The sequence below is a fragment of the Nocardiopsis codii genome (assembly GCF_036327455.1).
Classification (GTDB): Bacteria; Actinomycetota; Actinomycetes; order Streptosporangiales; family Streptosporangiaceae; genus Nocardiopsis; species Nocardiopsis codii.
This window is the reverse complement of the sequence record NZ_JAUZMY010000006.1, coordinates 19,293-37,834: the sequence shown is the minus strand read 5'-3', so window position 1 is coordinate 37,834 and position 18,542 is coordinate 19,293. Positions and strand designations below refer to the sequence as shown.

Genomic DNA, 18,542 nt, shown 5'->3' with positions numbered 1-18,542 from the left:
TGAGACTAGCGCCCTCCGGGGTCCCCGGCGAAGCGGTCGCCGCCGCTGCCGAGCCGGACGCCGAGGGCGCGCAGCCGGTCGGCGACCCGGGGCGGTGCGTCGAGGTCGAACCCGGCGCCCGGGGCCAGCACGGCCAGCGTGTACTGGCAGGCCAGGTCGACGGAGTCGGTACTGATCCTGACCAGGCACGTGTCCGGGCCGAGGGGTTCGATCCAGCCGGGGAAGGGACCGTACAGGCGTGAGCGGAGCTCCTCCGCGGACAACCGGACGGTGATCCGCGTGGTGTGCAGGTAGGTCGCCGAGGCGAACGTCCTCACGAGGTGGGTGGCGGGGTCCGGCGCGGGCAGTTCCCGGGGGGTGAACCTCCCGTGGGTGGCCCGGGGCCCGCTGATGCGGTCGGTCCGGAAGGTACGCCAGTCGTCGCGGTCGGTGTCGTGCGCGATGAGGTACCAGTACCCGCCGTGGGAGACCAGGTGGTGGGGTTCGACCCGGCGCGCCCGGAGGGTTCCCGCCCGGTCCCGGTAGTCGAAGTCGGTGACCACCCGGTCGCGGCGGTGGGCCGCGAGCATGCCGAGCACGGCGGGGTCGGCTCCGACGGGGGCCGCGGGGTGGGCGACCGACGACGTGGTGTCCCGAACCGCCGCCAGGCGCGGTCGCAGGCGGGCGGGCAGGACGCGTTCGAGCTTGGCCAGGGCCCGCAGTGCGCTCTCCTGGACGCCGGTGACGGTGACCAGGCCGAGGGCGATCGCGACGGCCTCGTCGTCGTCCAGGAGCAGGGGCGGGAGGTCGTGCCCGGAGGCGAGGCGGTAACCGCCCGCGACACCGGGTGTGCCCTCCACCTGGTAGTCGAGGTCGCGGAGGCGTTCGACGTCGCGGCGCAGGGTGCGGGCGCTGACGCCGAGGCGTTCGGTGAGTTCGGCGCCGCTCCACTCGCGTCTGGCCTGCAGCAGGGACAGCAGGCGCAGCAGCCGTTGGGGCATCCCCTTGCGCACCGATTCGCTCATGGCTCCAGGTTCGCAGACATCGCGGTCATGTTGTGACCGCATGGGTTCCTACGGTGGTCCTGTGGACGAGACGAAGAGGAGTGCGGAGATGTCGGAGACGGTGAACGCGACGGCCGACGGGACCCCGGCCGCGGCCGGGAACGGGGGCGGCCCTGACCGCCCGGCGGGCGCGGCCTCCGCCGGCGCGGCGGAGGCGCTGGCAGCCCGCGTGACCGGGCGGGTGTACGCCCCCGGAACGGAGGGGTACGAGGCGGCCCGCACGGGGACGCAGCTGTTGGACCGCCACCTCCCCGCCGCCGTGGTGGAGGCGGCGGACGCGGACGACGTGCGGGCCGCGGTGGCCTGGGCCGGCGAGCGCGGCCTACGGGTCGCGGCCCAGCTGACCGGACACGGGCTCGGCTCCGGTGTGGGTGGCGGCGGGGCGACGGCCGACTCCGCGGAAGGCGGTCGCGAGCGGCGGGAGGGCGGTGCCGGGGGCGGGGACGCGGCGCCCGCGGGCATCCTGGTCACCACCGGCCGCCTGGGCGACGTGCGGGTCGACGCCGACCGGGGCACGGCCTGGGTCGGCGCGGGTTCCACCTGGCAGGACGTCATCGACGCCGCCGCACCGCACGGACTGGCCCCGCTGTCGGGCAGCGCACCGGGCGTGGGCGCGGTGTCGTACACGATGGGCGGAGGTGTGGGGCTTCTCGCCCGCCGGTACGGGTTCGCCGCCGACCACGTGCTGCGATTCGATCTGGTGACGGCCGACGGTCGGCTGCGCGAGGTGACGGAGGACGCCGAACCCGAGCTGTTCTGGGCCGTGCGCGGCGGTGGCGGCGCGTTCGGCGTGGTCACCGGTATGGAGATCGGCCTCTTCCCGGTCGCGCGGCTCTACGGGGGCAGCCTGTACTTCGACGCGAGCGCGGAGCCGGGCGTCCTGGAGGCCTGGCGGCGGTGGGCGGAGACGACCCCGGAGGAGCTGACGTCGGGGGTGTCGATGCTGGTCTACCCGGACTTCCCGGGCGTCCCGGAGGTGATGCGCGGGCGCCTGGTCGTCCAGGTGGCGGTGGCCTGGTCAGGCCCGCCGGCGAAGGGGCCGGCGCTGGTGGAGCCCCTGCGCTCCGCCGGACCGGTCCTGGCCGACACCCTGGGGGAACTCCCGTACACCGAGTCGGGCGCGGTCTTCGACGAGCACGACGACCCGGCCGGGTTCCGGGGGCGCAGTGTCCTGGTGGACGGGCTGGACGCGGAGGCGCTGGCGGGCCTGACGCGCCTGGCGGAGGAGGCCCCGTTCATGTGCGTGGTCGGGCTGCGGCACCTGGGCGGCGCCCTGGGGCGGAAGCCCGGGACCGCGAACGCGGTCGGGCACCGGAACGCCGCCTACGCCCTGACGGTGATCACGTTCGCCGACGTCCGGGACACCGGGGACCGGTCCCGTCTGCGGGAGGAGGCGGCGCGGCTGGTCTCCGACAGGGCGGTGGGGCGCTCGTTCACCCTGGGCTTCGGGCCGCTGGACGCGGCCGGGGTGCGCGAGGTGTTCGACCCCGCGGACTTCGAGAGGCTGACCCGGGTGAAGGCGGAGTTCGACCCCGGCGAGGTATTCCACTCCAACCGCCCGATCCCGCCGCGCGGGTAACGGGCGGGGCGTCGGACGCGGGAACCGTGCGCGCGCGGGGGGACCGGGCCGCACGACGCCCGGAGTGCGCGTCCGCGCGGGCGGTCCGCCCCCGACGCCCCGTAGGCTTGTCCGGCGATGAGTAACAGTGAGCAGCGGCGCCCCGTGTCCCCGGTCGGAGCCCATGTCCCGGTGGCCGGCGGCATGGCCGACAAGGGGCTGGCCTACGCCGAGGAGATCGGCGCCGAGACGATCCAGGTGTTCGTGTCCAACCCGCGGGGGTGGGCGACCAACAGCGGCGACCCCCGGCAGGACGCCCGGATGCGCGAGCGCACCGACCTGCCGGTGTTCGTGCACTCCCCGTACCTGATCAACCTGGGAACCCCCGACGACGGCACCGCCGAGAAGTCGGTGGTCTCCCTGGAGCACGCGCTGCGCCGCTCCGCGCAGATCGGCGCCCTGGGCGTGGTGGTGCACACCGGCTCGGCGGTGTCCGGCGGGCGCGAGGCGGGCCTGGCCCGCACCCGCGAGCGGCTGATGCCGCTGCTGGAGAGGGTCGGCGAGGACGTCCCCCCTGTCCTGCTGGAGCCGATGGCGGGCCAGGGGCAGGTGCTGTGCGCCACCGTCGACGACCTGGTGGCCTACTTCGAGGCGCTCGAGTGGCACCCGCACGTGGGCGTGTGCCTGGACACGGCCCACCTGTTCGCGGCCGGGCACGACATCTCGACGGCGGAGGGCATGCGCACGGCCCTGGACCGCTTCGGCGAGGTGGTCGGCGCCGAGCGGTTGAAGGTGGTGCACGGAAACGACTCGAAGGCCCCCTGCGGGAGCAACAAGGACCGGCACGAGAACATCGGCGCCGGGTTCATCGGCGCGGAGCCGTTCGGGGAGCTGTTCCGGCACCCGGTGAGCGCGGGCGTCCCGATCATCCTGGAGACGCCGGGCCCCGCCGGTCCGCACGCCACCGACGTCGCCACCCTGAAGGGGCTGCGGGACCGGGACTGACCCGCCCTCCCTCCCCCGCCCGGGGCGACGGGTGCGGCCTCCTCCGCGGGGGACGCGGGGGCGGATGCGGGGGACGTCCCGCCCGGAGCGGGTGGGGGAGGCGTGCCGCCCGGAGCGGGTCCGGCGCCGTCGGGGGGCGGGGGTTCGGGCAGCGTGTCCAGGGGGTGCCTCCAGGTGCGCGGTGTGCGCGGAGGGCCGGGCGGGGGTCAGTCGTCCCCGGTGGCGCCCTCCGCGGGGTCCCGGGGCGGAGCGCCCCCGGACGGCGTCCCGGTCCCGGCTGCGGGGAGGTTGGGGAACAGCGTCGTCTGCAGCTCGACGTTCTCGGTGTCCGGGTGGCTCTCGGGGGTGCGCCCCTGGTACCGCGCCATGTACACGCCGACGAACTCGGTGAGGGCGCGGCCGAACTCGCGGCTCTCCTCCGGGGTCATCCGTGCGCGGGAGACCATGTCGGAGGCCGCGTCCTTCCAGCGCCGCACCTCGGCCGACTGCACGGGGTCCCAGACCCTCGCGGTCCAGCCCCTGAACCGCGCCTCCCGCTGCTGGTAGTAGCGGCCGAGGACGGTCTCGACGACGGGCCGGGTCTCGGGGTCCCCGAGGAACTCGTGGCCGCGCATGCTCCATCCCCCGGGGCGGGGCCGCCACCACCGCTCGCGACCGCCGGAGCGGCCGGGGGCTGCCTCGATGAACCCGAACCGCGAGAGCTGGCGCAGGTGGTAGCTGGTCGATCCGCTGCTCTCCCCCAGGCGCTTGCCGAGGATGGTGGCGGTGGCCGGGCCGTTGAGCGTGAGCTCGTCGAGGAGGCGGCCTCGCAGCGGGTGGGCCAGGCCGCGCAGGGCCCGGGCGTCGATCAGCATCGCCGGCGGGGGCCCGGAGGGGGTCGTGGGGTTCTCGTCCCTGTCGCTTTCCGTCATGTCCTCACCGTACGGCAAAGACACTTTTGCAAATAGGTCTCTGCAAAGGTTCCTCGGTGGCACGTCCACGGCCGGTCGCCGTCGCGAGGGAGGAGCACCGTGGCCGCCGGGTCAGCGGTTCCCCACCGCGTCGGCTCCGAGCCTGGCGAGGGCCTCGTCGGACAGGCGGGCGCACTCCGCGATCGCCTTCCGGAAGACGACGGTCGTGACCACCACGAGCAGACCGCCGACCAGGAAGGGCAGGGTCAGGTCGATCCGGCCGAGGAACCCGCCCAGGAGTGCGCCGAGCGGAGCCAGGCCCCAGCCGATGGTGCGGAAGGCCGCCGAGACACGCCCCCGCAGACGGTCGGGGACCGCGGTCTGGAAGAGCAGGGAACCGGCGATGTTCGAGGTCGTCATGCAGAACCCGAGCAACCCCCAGGCCGCCCCGGCGATCCAGACCTGCGGGAACAGACCCATCAGGGCCGAACACACGCCCATCCCGGCGTATCCGCCCGCCATGACGAACCGGCGGCCGACCGCGCCCACGAGTCGGGAGGCGAACACCGATCCGACGACGCCTCCGACGGCGACGGTGGCCATGAAGACCCCGTAGAGGGCCGGGCCCACCCCCAGCTCGCCCTGCACGTAGAGCACCATGACGGCGGAGCCGGTCTGCATGCCGATCATCATCCCGGCGTTGGTGAGGACCAGACGGCGCAGGACGGGGTTCCCGAGGAGGAACGCGATCCCCTCCCGGAGCGAGCGCAGGACGCCCTGCCCGTCGCCCGCGTCCTCCGCGGCCTCCGTCGCCGCCTCCGGGACGGGGGCCCGGCGCAGCAGGACGACCACGGTGGCCGCGAGGATCCCGCACAGGGCGTAGGAGAGGGCGACGCCCGCCACCGGCAGCACGGCGGCCACCGCGAAGAGCACCCCGGCCACCGGTTTGGCCACGCAGTCCTGGGCGATCAGCCGCGAACCCTCCAGGCGGCTGTTGGCCCGGTCGAGGAGCCGCCCGGGAACGACCCGGGTCACCGTGATCCGGGTGGCCGGGTCAGTGACCGTCTCACAGCAGATCACCAGGAACAGCGCTCCGTACAGGAGCCCCATGGTGGCGTTGCCCGAGGCGATCGCCAGCGCGAGCAGCGCGACCGTGGCGGCGGCGATCCCGTTGGAGACGGCCATGGCCCGCAACCGGTCCACACGGTCCAGCAGGACTCCGGCGAGGGGCGCGACCAGCAGCCAGGGGAGGAAGCGGGCGGCCACCAGACCCGCGACGGCCAGCGGGTCCTGGGTGAGGGTCGCGGCGACCAGGGGCAGGGCGGTGGCGAGCATGCCGTCGCCGAGGTTGGTGAGGGTGCCGGCGGCCCAGAGGCGGCGGAAGGCCCCGCCGAGGGGTGCGGTCCGCACCGGGTCGGACGCGGGGGGTCTCGTGACCATGTCGGGCTCCTGTGCTTCGGGGAGCCTCCACCGTAAGACAAAGATCTCTTTGCAAAGAGAATCATGCAAAGGATTCTTTGTAACTACGGAGCGCACGCGTCCGCGCCACCCCGGTGTCCCGACGAACCGACCCCCACCGCTCCTCGTCCGCGCGGGCGGCATGGGCGACAATGGAGGCGTGCCCGGACACGGGCGGGTCGAGGAGAGGGGATGTCACCGGATGGAACCGGTCTCCATGGTCATCGGAGCGACGATCGCGCTCGGCGGTTTCCTCTTCGGCCGCCTGATGACCCAACGGCAGTCGAGGAGCACGCTCGAACAGCAGCGCAGGCGGGAACAGGCGCGCGTCCTGAGCAGCCCCCAGAACCCGCAGCCCCTCTGCGGATGCAACCACCACCTGGTCTTCCACGACCAGGAGACCAAGAGGTGCCAGACCCAGGTGGTCATCCCCGGCCGCTGGACGGGGCAGGCCAGCTCCACCTACCGCCAGTGCATGTGCCAGGGCTACCGCGGCCCGCTCCCCCTCGACGAGTACTACGCCCCCGACTACCTCAACGGGACCGACGGCTGACCCGTGTGCGGCCCCTCCCCGCGACGGGGCCGCGCGAGGGGGCCGCCGGCGACCGGCCCCTTCCTCCCGGATCCGCGCCCCCGCGCCCGGCGGACGCGGTGTCACCGTCCGTGAGTTCACGCGGCCCCGACCGCAAAGACACCGGCCCCCCGCGGCGGCTCCGCACCGGGCTCTCGGCGGAACCGCCCCTCCCCCGCCGCCCGGCACAGGAACCGCGGCGCCACCCGACCCGCCCCCGCACCTCTGCGCCGGGGCCGGGCACCGGCCGGCCCCCTCACGCGAACCCGCCCCGGCCGTTCCCGCACAACGGGGCACGACCACCGCCACAGTGCGGGAACCTGGGACACGGGGACGCGCCCGGATGACAATGTCCTCCCCCGGCACGAGAATGTCCCCGCACCGAACAGCCAGAGAGTGGACGTTAATACAGTGACGACCCCTGTGACACCCACGATCGACCAGCGCATCGCCGAGGAACTCGGCGTGGGCGCGCACCAGGTCACCGCCACCGTCGGACTCCTCGACGGCGGATCGACCGTGCCCTTCATCGCGCGTTACCGCAAGGAGGTCACCGGCGCGCTGGACGACGCCCAGCTGCGCGCCCTTGAGGAACGCCTGCGCTACCTGCGGGAGCTGGCCGAACGCCGGACCGCGATCCTGGAGTCGATCCGCAGCCAGGGCAAACTGGACGACGAGCTGGAGGCCCGCATCAACGCGGCCGACTCCAAGGCCCGTCTGGAGGACATCTACCTCCCCTACAAGCCCAAGCGCCGGACCAAGGCGCAGATCGCACGCGAGGCGGGCCTCGAACCTCTGGCCGAGGGGCTGTTCGACGACCCCGGCCAGGACCCCCAGGAGGTCGCCGCCGCCTTCGTCGACGCGGACCGGGGGGTGGCCGACGTCAAGGCCGCGCTGGACGGCGCCCGCGCCATCCTGGTCGAGCGCTTCGCCGAGGACGCCGACCTCACCGGGGTCCTGCGCGAACGGCTGTGGGAGAAGGGCCGCCTGGGGTCGGCCGTGCGCGAGGGCAAGGAGGAGGCCGGGGCCAAGTTCTCCGACTACTTCGACTTCTCCGAACCCCTCACCAAGCTGCCCTCCCACCGCGTCCTCGCCATGTACCGGGGCGAGAAGGAGGAGGTCCTCACCCTCACCCTGGAGCCTGAGGACGCCCCGGCCGCCAACGCCGACGGCACCACCCCCCGGAGCACCTACGAGAACGCCATCGCCCACCACTTCGAGATCGTGGACCGCGGCCGCCCCGCCGACCGGTGGCTCCAGGACACCGTCCGCTGGGCGTGGCGCACCCGCATCCTGGTGCGCCTGGACATCGACGTGCGGATGCGGCTGTGGCAGCAGGCCGAGGACGACGGCGTCAACGTGTTCGCCGCCAACCTCCGCGACCTCCTCCTCGCCGCCCCGGCGGGAAGCCGGTCCACACTGGGCCTGGACCCCGGCCTGCGCACGGGTGTGAAGGTCGCGGTCACCGACGCCACCGGCAAGGTGGTGGCCACCGACACCGTCTTCCCGCACGCCCCGCGCCACAACTGGGACGCCTCGATCGCCAGCCTGGCCGCGCTGTGCGCCGCCCACGACGTCGAACTCGTGGCCATCGGCAACGGCACCGCCTCGCGCGAGACCGACAAGCTCGCCGCCGACCTGCTCCGGCTGCACCCGGAGCTGAAGCTCACCAAGGTGATGGTGTCGGAGGCCGGCGCGTCGGTCTACTCCGCCTCCGCCTACGCCTCCGAGGAGCTGCCGGACCTGGACGTGTCGCTGCGCGGCGCCGCCTCCATCGCCCGCCGCCTCCAGGACCCGCTGGCGGAGCTGGTCAAGATCGACCCCAAGTCGATCGGTGTGGGCCAGTACCAGCACGACCTGGCCGAGGCCAAGCTGTCGCGCTCCCTGGACGCCGTGGTCGAGGACTGCGTCAACGGCGTGGGCGTGGACGTCAACACCGCGTCCGTGCCGTTGCTGACCCGGGTGTCGGGCGTGACCTCGACGCTGGCGCGCAACATCGTCTCCCACCGCGACGCCAACGGCCCGTTCCGGAGCCGGGACGCCCTGCGCTCCGTGCCGAGGCTGGGCCCCAAGGCCTTCGAGCAGTGCGCGGGCTTCCTGCGCGTGCCCGGCGGCGACGACCCGCTGGACACCTCCGCCGTGCACCCGGAGGCCTACCCGGTGGTGCGGCGCATCCTGGACCGCGTCGGGACGGACCTGCCGACGCTGATCGGCGACAAGGACGTGCTGGCCAAGGTGCGACCCGAGGAGTTCGTGGACGACACGTTCGGCCTGCCGACGGTCACCGACATCCTCGCCGAGCTGGAGAAGCCGGGTCGCGACCCGCGCCCGGCCTTCACCACCGCCACCTTCAAGGAGGGCGTGGAGAAGCTGGCGGACCTGGAGCAGGGCATGATTCTGGAAGGCGTGGTCACCAACGTGGCCGCGTTCGGCGCGTTCGTGGACGTCGGTGTCCACCAGGACGGGCTGGTCCACGTGTCGGCGCTCTCGAACAAGTTCGTCGAGGACCCGCGCGAGGTCGTCAAGCCGGGTGACATCGTGAAGGTGAAGGTGCAGGACGTCGACATCCCGCGCAAGCGCATCTCGCTGACCATGCGCCTGGACGACGAGGCTCCTGCCGCCGGAGGCCGCGGGAACCGCGAGGAGCGGGGCAACCGCGGTGGCGGCGACCGCCGTCGCGGGGGCGGCGGCAACGGCAACCCGAAGGCGGCCGAGGGCGGCGGCCGACGGGGCGGCTCCAACGGCGGCGGGCGCGGCCAGAACAACCGCAGTGCCCCCGCGCCCCAGGGTGCGATGGCCGACGCGCTGCGCCGCGCCGGCCTGGGCAAGTAGCCGGACCGGGCTGAGCCTGCCGGGGGGAGGGACCGCGCGGTCCCTCCCCTCCCTGTGGGCCGTGTCGCCGCGCACCCGGGCCCTCCCTCGTCGGGGATCGGATAATTTACCGCCGTCTTCTGACTCTTTGCTCCACCCGACCCGGGTCGATGGCCGTGACTTAAGTGCTCTCCGCTCCAGGCGACGGAGAGCGGTGGCACGGGGTGCCCCGGGGTCGCTCGCTCTGCGGGTCCGGCAACGCGGACCGGGGCGTCGGTCCCCGGCCGGGGTGCCACGGGGCGGTCCTATGCGAGGAACCGCAGGGCCTCGGCCGGGCACTCAGGGGGAGGGAGCCGTCCGGGCGGAGTCCCCGACGGCGTGCGCCGCAGGTGGGAAGCCGACCCGGTCCGCCCCGGCGATCACCGCCGTGTGGGCGATCAACGGACGCAGGGCCTGGTACAGGCACAGCAGGGCCCACAACTCCTGGCGTGCGCCCTGCGCCGAGCGGGAGCGCAGCACCCCGCCGGGCACACGCAGGTCCACCCGCACCAGGCGGAAGAGGGTCTCCACCCGCCAGCGGTCCGCGTGGAGGCGGGCCAGTTCCAGCGCGGGCGCGGCCCGGGGGTCGTGCAGGGTCGTCACCAGGGCGCGGAGCTCGCTGGCGCCGTCGTCGCCGGTGACGCTGTACTCGACCACCCGTACCGTGACGTGCTCCCCGCGGCCCTTGCCGCGCAGCTGGGACAGGTAGCTGCCGTCCTCCAGGCGCCCGAGCACCGGCAGGGCGAAGGTGCCCGGTACCCGCCAGACGAGCTGGGCGCCGGTGCCCGCGGCGGCGGTGTAGAGCTCGTAGGAGGCGAGGCCCCGGTCGGCCAGGACGACCATGCCCGGTCCGAGCCTGTCCAACAACCGGGCGACCAGGGCGGGTTCGCCGACGTCGACGGAGTCGAAGGCGGCGCCGAGCAGGGTGAGGCTGCCGCACTCGGCCAGGGCCACCAGTCGCGCCCGGGGCGGGACGCCGCCGGGGGCGGCGAAGGCGGCCGTGTTGCCCTCGCTGGAGGGCAGGTCGAAGACGGCGCCGTCCACGGCGACCTTGCGCAGGCCCCGCCAGAACACCTCGGGTCGCTCGTCGGCCGCGGTCGGCTTCGCGGTGCGCTCGAACAGCAGGCGGAGCGGTTCGGGGCCCAGACGCTCACGGGCCCGGGAGACGGCGCCGCCGGTCGGGATGGTGTCGTCCGGCCAACCGCCCCGTGCCCAGCGCAGCCCGGACAGCAGGAAGCGCAGCACCCTCTCGTAGCCCTTGCCGAACTCCAGCCACATCGCCATCGTCAGATAGACCATCAGATGCGCGGGCAGGGCGCGATCCCGCACGTGCCTGCGACCGGTCGCGTCCAGGACCTCGTGAACGGCCGCCTCGGGAAAGGCCGTCACCAGCAGGCCGATCGCCACATGGTCTGTCAGCCGGTCACTGGACACCGAATCTGGCTCCGTCACCCGACGATCATCCCACGACGGGCCTTAAGTCACGGCTATTGCCCACTGTGGCGACACCTCCGGAGCGAGTACGACTGGTAGACGGGCAATTCCCGTTCTCCGTCCGGAGGACGGGAGCGACCCCGTGGCCAGGGCAGAGTCCCGCGAGGTCGGCCTGCGACGCCAGGCGGAACATCCACGAGAGGTTCGACTCCGGCGAGATCTCGAAGGGGGTATTCGACACGGCCGAGGACGAGCTCCTCGAGCGAAGGGCGGATTCGGATCGGCACCGCCCTGTCGAACAGCAGGAGGGGGAACCCTATGGGCAACACAGCGAAAATCATTGTGGCCGCCATCATCGGTTACATCCTGGGCAGACGCCGGAAATTCAAGCTCGCGCTGATGGTGGCCGGCTACCTCGGCGCGAAGAAGTTGAAGCTCTCCCCCCAGAAGGTGTTCGGCGGCCTCCGCAAGGAGGTGGCCGAACTCCCGATCGTGGGTGAGCTGACCGAGCAGTCCAAGGACCAGCTGCTCACCGCTGCCAAGTCGGCGGTCACCACGCTCCTGACGAAGTGGGCCGGGGACCTGGCCGAGAACCTCACCGACCGGACCGAGCAGCTCCGCGCCCGCGCCGCCGACCTCGCACCCGAGGACTCCGAGGAGCCCGAGGAGGGAGAGCCGGAGGAGTCCGACGAGGTCGCCGAAGCGGACGAGGCCGAGGAGCCCGACGAGGAAGAGACCGAAGAGCTCGAGGAGCCCGAGGAGGAGGCGGAGCCCGAGGAGGAGGAGCCCGAGGAGGAGGAGCCGCCCCGACGGGGCTCCGGCCGCGCACGCACCACCGCCAAGCGCAAGCGCGCCTCCGGGAACAAGCGGGGTGAGAAGAGTGAGTGACCAGAACAGCGGTCCCCTCGCCAAACTGCGTGAGGTCGCGGACCGCAACGACGGCACCTCCCGGCTCATGGACGCCGCACAGGACTACCTCTCGACGAAGGCGCGCAACGCGGTGAGCGGAGCCACGAGCGGCATCGGCAACGCGGTGGAGCGCCTGAGCGGCGACGGCCCCGTGGACGACGCGATCGCCGGGGGCGCCCAGGGGGCGCTCAAGGGCGAGGGCATCCTCAAGGGCGCCCTCTCGTCCGGGGCCAAGGGCCTGAAGGACAAGGCGAGCAAGGCTCTCGGCGGCGGAGGAGGCGGAGGGGGCTCCAGCCCGGGTGGCAAGGCCACCACGATCGTCGAGGACATCGACGTCGGCGTTCCCCTCAGGGTCGCCTACGACCAGTGGACCAGGTTCCCCGACTTCGGCGACTTCACCAAGGGGGTGCAGAGCGTCGAGGAGGAGGACGAGATCACCACCAAGTGGCGGGCGAAGATCCTCTGGTCGAACAGGAGCTGGAAGGGCACCATCACCGAACAGATCCAGGACTACCGGATCGCCTGGACGTCGGAGGGCTCCATGGGCACCACCAAGGGGGCGGTCACGTTCCATCCCCTCGGTGAGAACCTCACCCGGGTCCTTTTGGTCACGGAGTACTACCCGCAGGGCTTCTTCGAGAAGACCGCCAACCTCTGGCGGGCCCAGGGCCGGCGGCTGCGGCTCGACCTCAAGCTGTACCGGCGCCGGCTGATGATGCTGGCCCAGGAAGAGGGCGAGGAGCTGGAGGGCTGGCGGGGCGAGATCCGCGACAGCGAGGTCGTCGTGTCCCACGAGGACGCGGTGGCCGAGGAGGAGCGGGACGAGGACGAGCCGGAGGAGTACGAGGAGGACGGGGAAGAAGCGGAGAACGACGAGGGAGACGAGGAGCCGGAGGAGTACAACGAGGAGGACGAGGGCGAGGAGGAGGACGAGCGGTGACGGTCCCCGTGCGTGTTCCCGCCCGGGGAGGCCGACGCCGCGGGGGGCGGTGACCGCCGTCGCGGGGCGGCAACGGCAGCCGGGGAGGCGGCGGCCGGCGCGCTGCGCCGGCCCGGCCGGCAGGGGCAGGAGGCGGACGGGCCTCCGCGGGGGCCGGAGGGAGCGGCGCCCCTGCCCCGGGCCGGGTGAGGCCGGCGCTCAGCCGTCGGCGCCCCGCACCCGGTGCGTCAGGGCTCGCAGCAGGTCCTCGGCCACCGGCAGGGACCGCAGTTCCTCCGGGCCGGGCAGGCGGTCCTCGGTCGGGCCCCCGAGTTCGCGCACCTCGTTGTGCAGGCGCTCCATGGTGACGTCGAGCCGGTTGGCGGTCTCCGCCGCCTCGCGCAGCTCGTCGAGCAGGTCCCGGGGCACGTCCTTGGCGTACTTGTAGTAGATCTTGTGTTCCAGGCTGGCCCAGAAGTCCATGGCGATCGTGCGGATCTGGATCTCCACGGGGACCTGCTCGGTGCGGTCGGACATCCGCACCGGCGTCTCGACCAGCAGGTGCAGGCTCCGGTACCCGTTCGGTTTCGGCGTCCCGACGTAGTCCTTGACCTCCGTCACCCGGATGTCCTCGTGCCCGGACAGCATGTCCCGGATCGTGTACACGTCCGACACGAAGCTGCAGGTGATACGGATCCCGGCGATGTCCAGGATGGTGGCCCGGATGTCCCCCAGGTCGAGCGAGCAGTTCCTGCGGCGCGCCTTCTCCATGATGCTGGTGGGCGACTTCAGCCGCGAGCTGACGTGCTCGATCGGGTTGTGGTCGTGGACGTAGCGGAACTCCTCGTTGAGGATGTTCACCTTCGCCATCGTGGTGTCGATGGCGAACTTGTACGACATCAGGAAGCGGGCGACGTCGTCGCGTGCCTCCGACAACGCCTTGGACGCGTCGTCGTCCCCCATCGGCCACCCCCGTCTCCCCGTTGCCTCATGCTAGCGCCCGGACCACGGGCGGCACGGGGGCCGACCGGGCCCGCTACCTGGGTGTGAGGGAGACCTCCGCCCACAGCGCCCGCACGGGCGGCGTGTCGGCGGCGTGCAGCGCGTCCTCGACGTCCCACACCTTGACCGGGGTGGCGCCGGCGGTCACGGCGGGCCACCCGGGATCCCCCATGGCGGCGAAGTCGCGCCAGGCCGCCACCATGCGCGCGGACAGGGCCGCGTGCGCCCCGGTGGGTTTGCCGTCGAGGAGGAACAGGGCCAAGTCCGTGTCGAGGTTGCCGAACGCGAACGGCAGGTCCAGGGCGTGACACGCCCCCAGGCGGCCGTCCATGGCGGGGCTCTCGAAGGCCAACCGGAAGAGGTGGGAGCGTCCCCCGCCGGAGGCGTGCGCCCGGGCGAAGCGCACCGTGTACTCGCTGAACAGCGCATCGCCCTGGATGGCGGCGTACAACTGGCGCAGGGAGGCGCCGGGGTGGGCGGAGCGGTAGGCGGCGACCGCACCCTCCGCGAGTCCGAGTCCGGCCGCGGTCACGGCGAGGGCCGCCTCGTCGTCGATCTCGACGGGCTGGCCCAGCTCGGTGAACAGCCGGTACTCGTGGGTGTTGTGCCCCGTGAGCAGGTCCACCCCGGAGGCCGAACCTCTCGCGACGGCCTCCAGCGGGGGCCGGGGCAGCTCGGGGCCTCCGACGACGGGGGCGAAGCAGGTGAACGCCTTCGTGCGTACGCCCGTGGAGGGCCGGGTCGGGGCTGAGGACAGGACCGCGTCGACGGCCTCCAGCACCGCCTCCGGCGGCAGTGCGGCGAGGGCGTCGGCGGCCAGGGGGACCCCCGCGGCCGCGGCCACGCGTTCGGAGACGGACCGGGCGGTGTCCACGGTGACCATGTCCCCGGGGACGCTGTGCGCGATCGCCCGGCGGAAGAGCCCCTGGGCCACGGGGGACGCCATCAGGCACACCACGGATCCGGCGCCGGCCGACTCCCCCGCGACCGTGACGTTGTCCGGGTCGCCGCCGAAGGCCGCGATGTTGTCCCGCACCCAGCGCAGTGCCGCCGCCTGGTCGAGCAGCCCCCGGTTGTCGGGGCGGCCCGGCACGTGTCCGAAGCCCTCGAAGCCGACCCGGTAGTTGACGCCGACGACCACGAGCCCGCTCTCCGCCAGCCTGGTGCCGTCGTAGACGGCCTCGGAGGAGGCTCCGACGATGTACGCGCCGCCGTGGATCCACACGAGGACGGGCGCGCGGTCGCCCTCGCGCGCGGCGGACCACACGCTGAGCGAGAGGCAGTCCAGGGACGTCTGCGCGTTCCAGGGCGCGGCGCCGAGGAGCTGGGCGCCCTGCGGGGGCGGCGGGCCGAAGGCGGTGCAGTCGCGGACGCCGTCCCAGGAGGGGGCGGGCGCGGGGGCCGAGAAGCGGAGGTCGCCGAACGGAGCCGCGGCGTAGGGGATGCCGCGGTGGACGGTGACACCGCCGCTCTCGGAACGCTGGGACGTGGTGCCCCGGATCCGCCCGGCCGTCGTCTTCGCTGTGTGTTCGGCGTCCACGTGCGTCCTCTCCTCGGTTCACGACACCCCCACCTAACAACGTTAGGTAAGGGTGCGCAAGACCCCGGGACGAGCCCTCCTCCACCGGAGCGCACGCCCTCCCGGACCCCGCGTCCCACGACACCCGGCGGGCCGCCCGCCCCGGGAGGACGGCGACCGGTAACATACCACCCGGTCGGTATGAACACTCGAACGAAGGGACCCCATGCGCGCCATCCAGATCACCGAGTTCGGCGGACCCGAGGTCCTCAGGGCCACCGAACTGCCCGACCCCGTCCCGAACCCCGGCGAGGTGCTCGTGGACGTCACCCGCTCGGGCGTCAACTACGCCGACACGCACCAGGCGGAGAACAGCTACCTGTCGCCCGCGACCCTCCCCCTGGTTCCCGGCATGGAGATCGCGGGGCTCACCCCGGACGGACACCGCGTCGTCGCCCTGACGACCAGCGGCGGCTACGCCGAGCGGGCCACCGCCGCCCCCGGCCTGCGCTTCGAGATCCCCGACGAGGTGACCGACGACGACGCCCTCGCCCTGGTCGTCCAGGGGGCGACCGCCTGGGTGCTGCTCACCAAGACCGCGCGGATGGACCCCGGCGAGTCGGTCGTCGTGCACGCGGCCGGCGGGGGCGTGGGCACGCTCGCCGTCCAGCTCGCCAAGCGGTTCGGCGCGGGGCGCGTCATCGCGGTCGCCGGCAGCGGGAGGAAGCGCGACCTGGCACGTGAACTCGGCGCGGACGCCGTCGTGGACTCCGCGGCTCCCGACATGACCGAGGCCCTGATCGAGGCCAACGGCGGCCGCCGGGTGGACGTCGTGCTGGACATGGTCGGCGGCCGGGTGACCGACGAGAGCGTGCGGGCCCTCGCACCGTTCGGCCGCCTGGCGTTCTACGGGATGGCCTCGCGCGAGCTGCCCAGCCCGGTCCAGCCCGCCAACCTGATGCGGTTCTCCACCACGGTGGGCGGCATGTGGCTGCCGCACGCGCGGCTCCTGCCGGGCGAGGTGATGGGCACGGCGATGGCGGAGCTCTTCTCCCTGGTGGCCGCCGGACACCTCAAGCCGGTGCTCGGCGGGACCTACCCGCTCGCGGACGCGTACCGCGCGCACGAGGCGCTGCGGTCGAGGGGAACGATCGGCAAACTCACCCTCGACCCCCGCGCCTGAGCACCTGGCGCCGTCGGTGGCACGGAGACGGACCACGACCTTTACGACGTAGATTCCTCAAGGTCCGACTCGTCGGTCAGGCGCGTTCGGCCCGGACGGCGTCGCGGACCCGCGGGGCCACCTCGGCCGCGAACCGCTCGACCTGCGCGACCGGGTCCGCCGCGGGGCCGAACACGAAGGTGTCCATCCCGTACACCAGCACCAGCTCCGTCAGCTGCTCCACCCACTGCTCCACGGGGCCCTCCAGGAAGCCCCTGGACTCCCCGTCGGTGATGGCGCCCCACACGTTGTACACCCGCCGGATCGACGCGGGGTCGCGCCCGACCCCGGCGGCGCCCGCGTCGATCCGCGCGTGCATGTCACGGAGCCCGGACGGCGGCGCGTAGGCGCTGGAGGGGACCCACCCGTCGGCGACCCGGCCCACGGCGCCCAGCATGCGCGGGCCGAGCACCCCCAGCCAGATCCCCATGTCGTGGACCGGGGGCGGCCCGGGCCTGACCCCGGAGAGCCTGTAGTGCCGCCCCTCGAAGCGGACGGACCGCGCGTCCGACCACAGCAGACGGATCACCTCGACCGCCTCGACGAGCGCGTCGGCGGCCTCGCGCGGCGTGCGCTGCTCACCGCCCATCGCGACCACCGCCTCCCAGAACGCACCCGCCCCCAGCCCGAGCTCGAAGCGCCCGCCGGAGAGCACGTCCAGGCTGGCGGCGGACTTGGCGATGATCGCCGGGGAGCGCAGGGGCAGGTTGGCCACGTCGGGAAAGACCCGCAGCCTCTCGGTGCGGGCCAGGGCCGTGGCCATCAGCGTCCAGGTGTCCAGGTGGCGGCGCTGGTAGGGGTGGTCCTGGAACCCGGCGAAGTCCAGGCCGCCGCGGTCGGCGGCGGCCAGCAGGGCCCACAGGTCGCGCAGGGAGTCGGCGTCGGAGTCCGGGGAGGGGAAGACCCCGAAGCCCACCTCGCGTCCGTAGTCGGTGCTCAACGGTCGTCTCCTCGATCGGCCTACGCGGACGGGGAACGGTAGACGAGGTCCGCGTAGTCGCGGTGGCGCTGGATCCAGCCCTTGACGAACGGGCACAGGGGCAGCACGGCCAGGCCGCGCGAGCGCACGTCGTCCAGCGCGGCGCGGGTCAGGTGACCGGCCAGGCCCCGCCCCTCGAAGGCGGGGTCGATCTCCGTGTGGGTGAAGGTGATCATGTCCGCGGTGAGGATGTAGTCGGCGTACCCGGCCACCTCACCGTCGGCGGTGATCTCGTAGCGGCGCTGGTCCCGTCGGTCGACGACGTCGGTTGTCATGGGGAGTCCTCATCCTGTCGGTCGGAGGCGGGGGGGTCGTGGCCCGCGCCGCCATTGTCCCGCTTCGGCGACGGCCGCGCCTCTTGCGGCACGCACCTCGGGGGACGTAGAGTCTCCGTTGCATACCGACCAGTCGGTTTAAGGAGAACGTGATGACTTCCCGGTTCAGCGGCCGGACCGCCATCGTCACCGGCGCGAGCCGCGGCATCGGCCTGGCCGTCGCCCGACGGCTCGTCGACGAGGGCGCGCGGGTGTGCGTCACCGCCCGCAGGCCCGCCCCCCTCCAGGAGGCCGTCGAGGCGCTGGGCGGCCCCGGACACGCCATCGGCGTACCCGGGCGTGCGGACGACCCCCGGCACCAGGACGAGGCGATCGCCGCGACGCTGGAGGCCTTCGGCAGCGTCGACCTGTTCGTCAACAACACCGGCATCAACCCTGTGTACGGGCGGATGGTGGACCTGGACCTGGACGCCGCCCGCAAGATCGTCGAGGTCAACGCCCTGTCCGCGATCTCGTGGGTGCAGCGGGCCTACAGGGCCTGGATGTCCGAGCACGGAGGGGCGATCGTCAACATCTCCTCCGTCGCCGGGCTCAAACCGGCCCCGGGCATCGGCTTCTACGGCGCCACCAAGGCGATGCTCATCCACATCACCGAGGAGCTCGCCGTCGAACTGGGGCCGGACATCCGCGTGAACGGGGTCGCCCCGGCCGTGGTCAAGACCAGGTTCGCCTCCGCCCTGTACGAGGGCCGTGAGGAGGAGGTCGCCGCCGGGTACCCGCTCGGCCGCCTGGGCGTCCCCGAGGACGTCGCGGGCGCGGTCGCGTTCCTGCTCTCCGAGGACGCCGCGTGGATCACGGGCCGCACGCTCGTCCTCGACGGCGGCGTCACCCTGACCGGAGGCGTCTGA

At 73.3% G+C, this 18,542-nt stretch carries 16 protein-coding genes; 8 read left to right on the top strand and 8 right to left on the bottom strand.

The window, feature by feature from the left end; genetic code table 11:
* Window positions 1-5 precede the first annotated feature (5 nt).
* Complete coding sequence (locus tag Q8791_RS08040) at window positions 6-1,004, bottom strand: helix-turn-helix transcriptional regulator (RefSeq protein ID WP_330090972.1); 999 nt, start codon at window positions 1,002-1,004, stop codon at window positions 6-8.
* Between the two features lie 88 nt (window positions 1,005-1,092).
* On the opposite strand from Q8791_RS08040, the gene Q8791_RS08035 reads away from it, so the two are divergent.
* Together Q8791_RS08035 and Q8791_RS08030 are read left to right on the top strand one after the other, a co-directional pair.
* Entirely contained in the window at window positions 1,093-2,622 is a 1,530-nt protein-coding gene (locus Q8791_RS08035; RefSeq protein WP_407941972.1) for an FAD-binding oxidoreductase, read from the top strand.
* Between the two features lie 117 nt (window positions 2,623-2,739).
* Window positions 2,740-3,606, top strand: coding sequence for a deoxyribonuclease IV (locus tag Q8791_RS08030; RefSeq protein ID WP_330090970.1), 867 nt, complete (start codon window positions 2,740-2,742; stop codon window positions 3,604-3,606).
* A 206-nt stretch (window positions 3,607-3,812) separates the two neighbouring features.
* Here Q8791_RS08030 and Q8791_RS08025 read toward each other — a convergent pair whose 3' ends face one another.
* Window positions 3,813-4,517: a helix-turn-helix domain-containing protein gene (locus Q8791_RS08025; RefSeq protein ID WP_330090969.1), complete on the bottom strand. Its 705-nt coding sequence runs from the start codon at window positions 4,515-4,517 to the stop codon at window positions 3,813-3,815.
* A gap of 111 nt (window positions 4,518-4,628) precedes the next feature.
* Window positions 4,629-5,936, bottom strand: a complete 1,308-nt coding sequence (locus tag Q8791_RS08020; protein WP_330090968.1) for an MFS transporter — start codon at window positions 5,934-5,936, stop codon at window positions 4,629-4,631.
* Window positions 5,937-6,156: 220 nt separating this feature from the next.
* Between Q8791_RS08020 and Q8791_RS08015 the strand changes: the two genes are divergently transcribed.
* Window positions 6,157-6,507: a hypothetical protein gene (locus tag Q8791_RS08015; RefSeq protein ID WP_330090967.1), complete on the top strand. Its 351-nt coding sequence runs from the start codon at window positions 6,157-6,159 to the stop codon at window positions 6,505-6,507.
* A gap of 441 nt (window positions 6,508-6,948) precedes the next feature.
* A complete protein-coding gene (locus Q8791_RS08010) occupies window positions 6,949-9,357 on the top strand; it encodes a Tex family protein (protein WP_330090966.1) in 2,409 nt (802 codons plus the stop codon).
* Window positions 9,358-9,675: 318 nt separating this feature from the next.
* Here the strand turns inward: Q8791_RS08010 and Q8791_RS08005 are convergent, their stop codons facing one another.
* Window positions 9,676-10,827, bottom strand: a complete 1,152-nt coding sequence (locus tag Q8791_RS08005; RefSeq protein WP_330090965.1) for an IS4 family transposase — start codon at window positions 10,825-10,827, stop codon at window positions 9,676-9,678.
* Window positions 10,828-11,127: 300 nt separating this feature from the next.
* Here Q8791_RS08005 and Q8791_RS08000 point away from each other — a divergent pair, with 300 nt between their 5' ends.
* On the top strand, window positions 11,128-11,697 hold the full coding sequence (locus tag Q8791_RS08000; protein ID WP_330090964.1) for a hypothetical protein: 570 nt from the start codon (window positions 11,128-11,130) through the stop codon (window positions 11,695-11,697).
* Window positions 11,690-12,658, top strand: coding sequence for an SRPBCC family protein (locus Q8791_RS07995; RefSeq protein ID WP_330090963.1), 969 nt, complete (start codon window positions 11,690-11,692; stop codon window positions 12,656-12,658). The genes Q8791_RS08000 and Q8791_RS07995 overlap by 8 nt, the downstream gene beginning before the upstream one ends.
* 198 nt (window positions 12,659-12,856) lie before the next feature.
* Here the strand turns inward: Q8791_RS07995 and Q8791_RS07990 are convergent, their stop codons facing one another.
* Window positions 12,857-13,600 carry a GTP pyrophosphokinase gene (locus Q8791_RS07990; RefSeq protein WP_330090962.1) on the bottom strand — a complete coding sequence of 248 codons (744 nt, stop codon included), beginning with the start codon at window positions 13,598-13,600 and terminating at the stop codon, window positions 12,857-12,859.
* Window positions 13,601-13,673: 73 nt separating this feature from the next.
* Entirely contained in the window at window positions 13,674-15,179 is a 1,506-nt protein-coding gene (locus Q8791_RS07985; protein ID WP_330090961.1) for a carboxylesterase/lipase family protein, read from the bottom strand.
* Window positions 15,180-15,384: 205 nt separating this feature from the next.
* On the opposite strand from Q8791_RS07985, the gene Q8791_RS07980 reads away from it, so the two are divergent.
* Window positions 15,385-16,341 (top strand): quinone oxidoreductase family protein, encoded by a 957-nt coding sequence (locus Q8791_RS07980; protein WP_330090960.1) that lies wholly within the window; start codon window positions 15,385-15,387, stop codon window positions 16,339-16,341.
* A 76-nt stretch (window positions 16,342-16,417) separates the two neighbouring features.
* On the opposite strand, the gene Q8791_RS07975 is transcribed toward Q8791_RS07980, so the two are convergent.
* Together Q8791_RS07975 and Q8791_RS07970 are read right to left on the bottom strand one after the other, a co-directional pair.
* Complete coding sequence (locus tag Q8791_RS07975; RefSeq protein ID WP_330090959.1) at window positions 16,418-17,320, bottom strand: LLM class flavin-dependent oxidoreductase; 903 nt, start codon at window positions 17,318-17,320, stop codon at window positions 16,418-16,420.
* Window positions 17,321-17,340: 20 nt separating this feature from the next.
* Window positions 17,341-17,634: a GNAT family N-acetyltransferase gene (locus Q8791_RS07970; protein WP_330090958.1), complete on the bottom strand. Its 294-nt coding sequence runs from the start codon at window positions 17,632-17,634 to the stop codon at window positions 17,341-17,343.
* A gap of 152 nt (window positions 17,635-17,786) precedes the next feature.
* On the opposite strand from Q8791_RS07970, the gene Q8791_RS07965 reads away from it, so the two are divergent.
* Window positions 17,787-18,542, top strand: coding sequence for an SDR family oxidoreductase (locus Q8791_RS07965; RefSeq protein WP_330090957.1), 756 nt, complete (start codon window positions 17,787-17,789; stop codon window positions 18,540-18,542).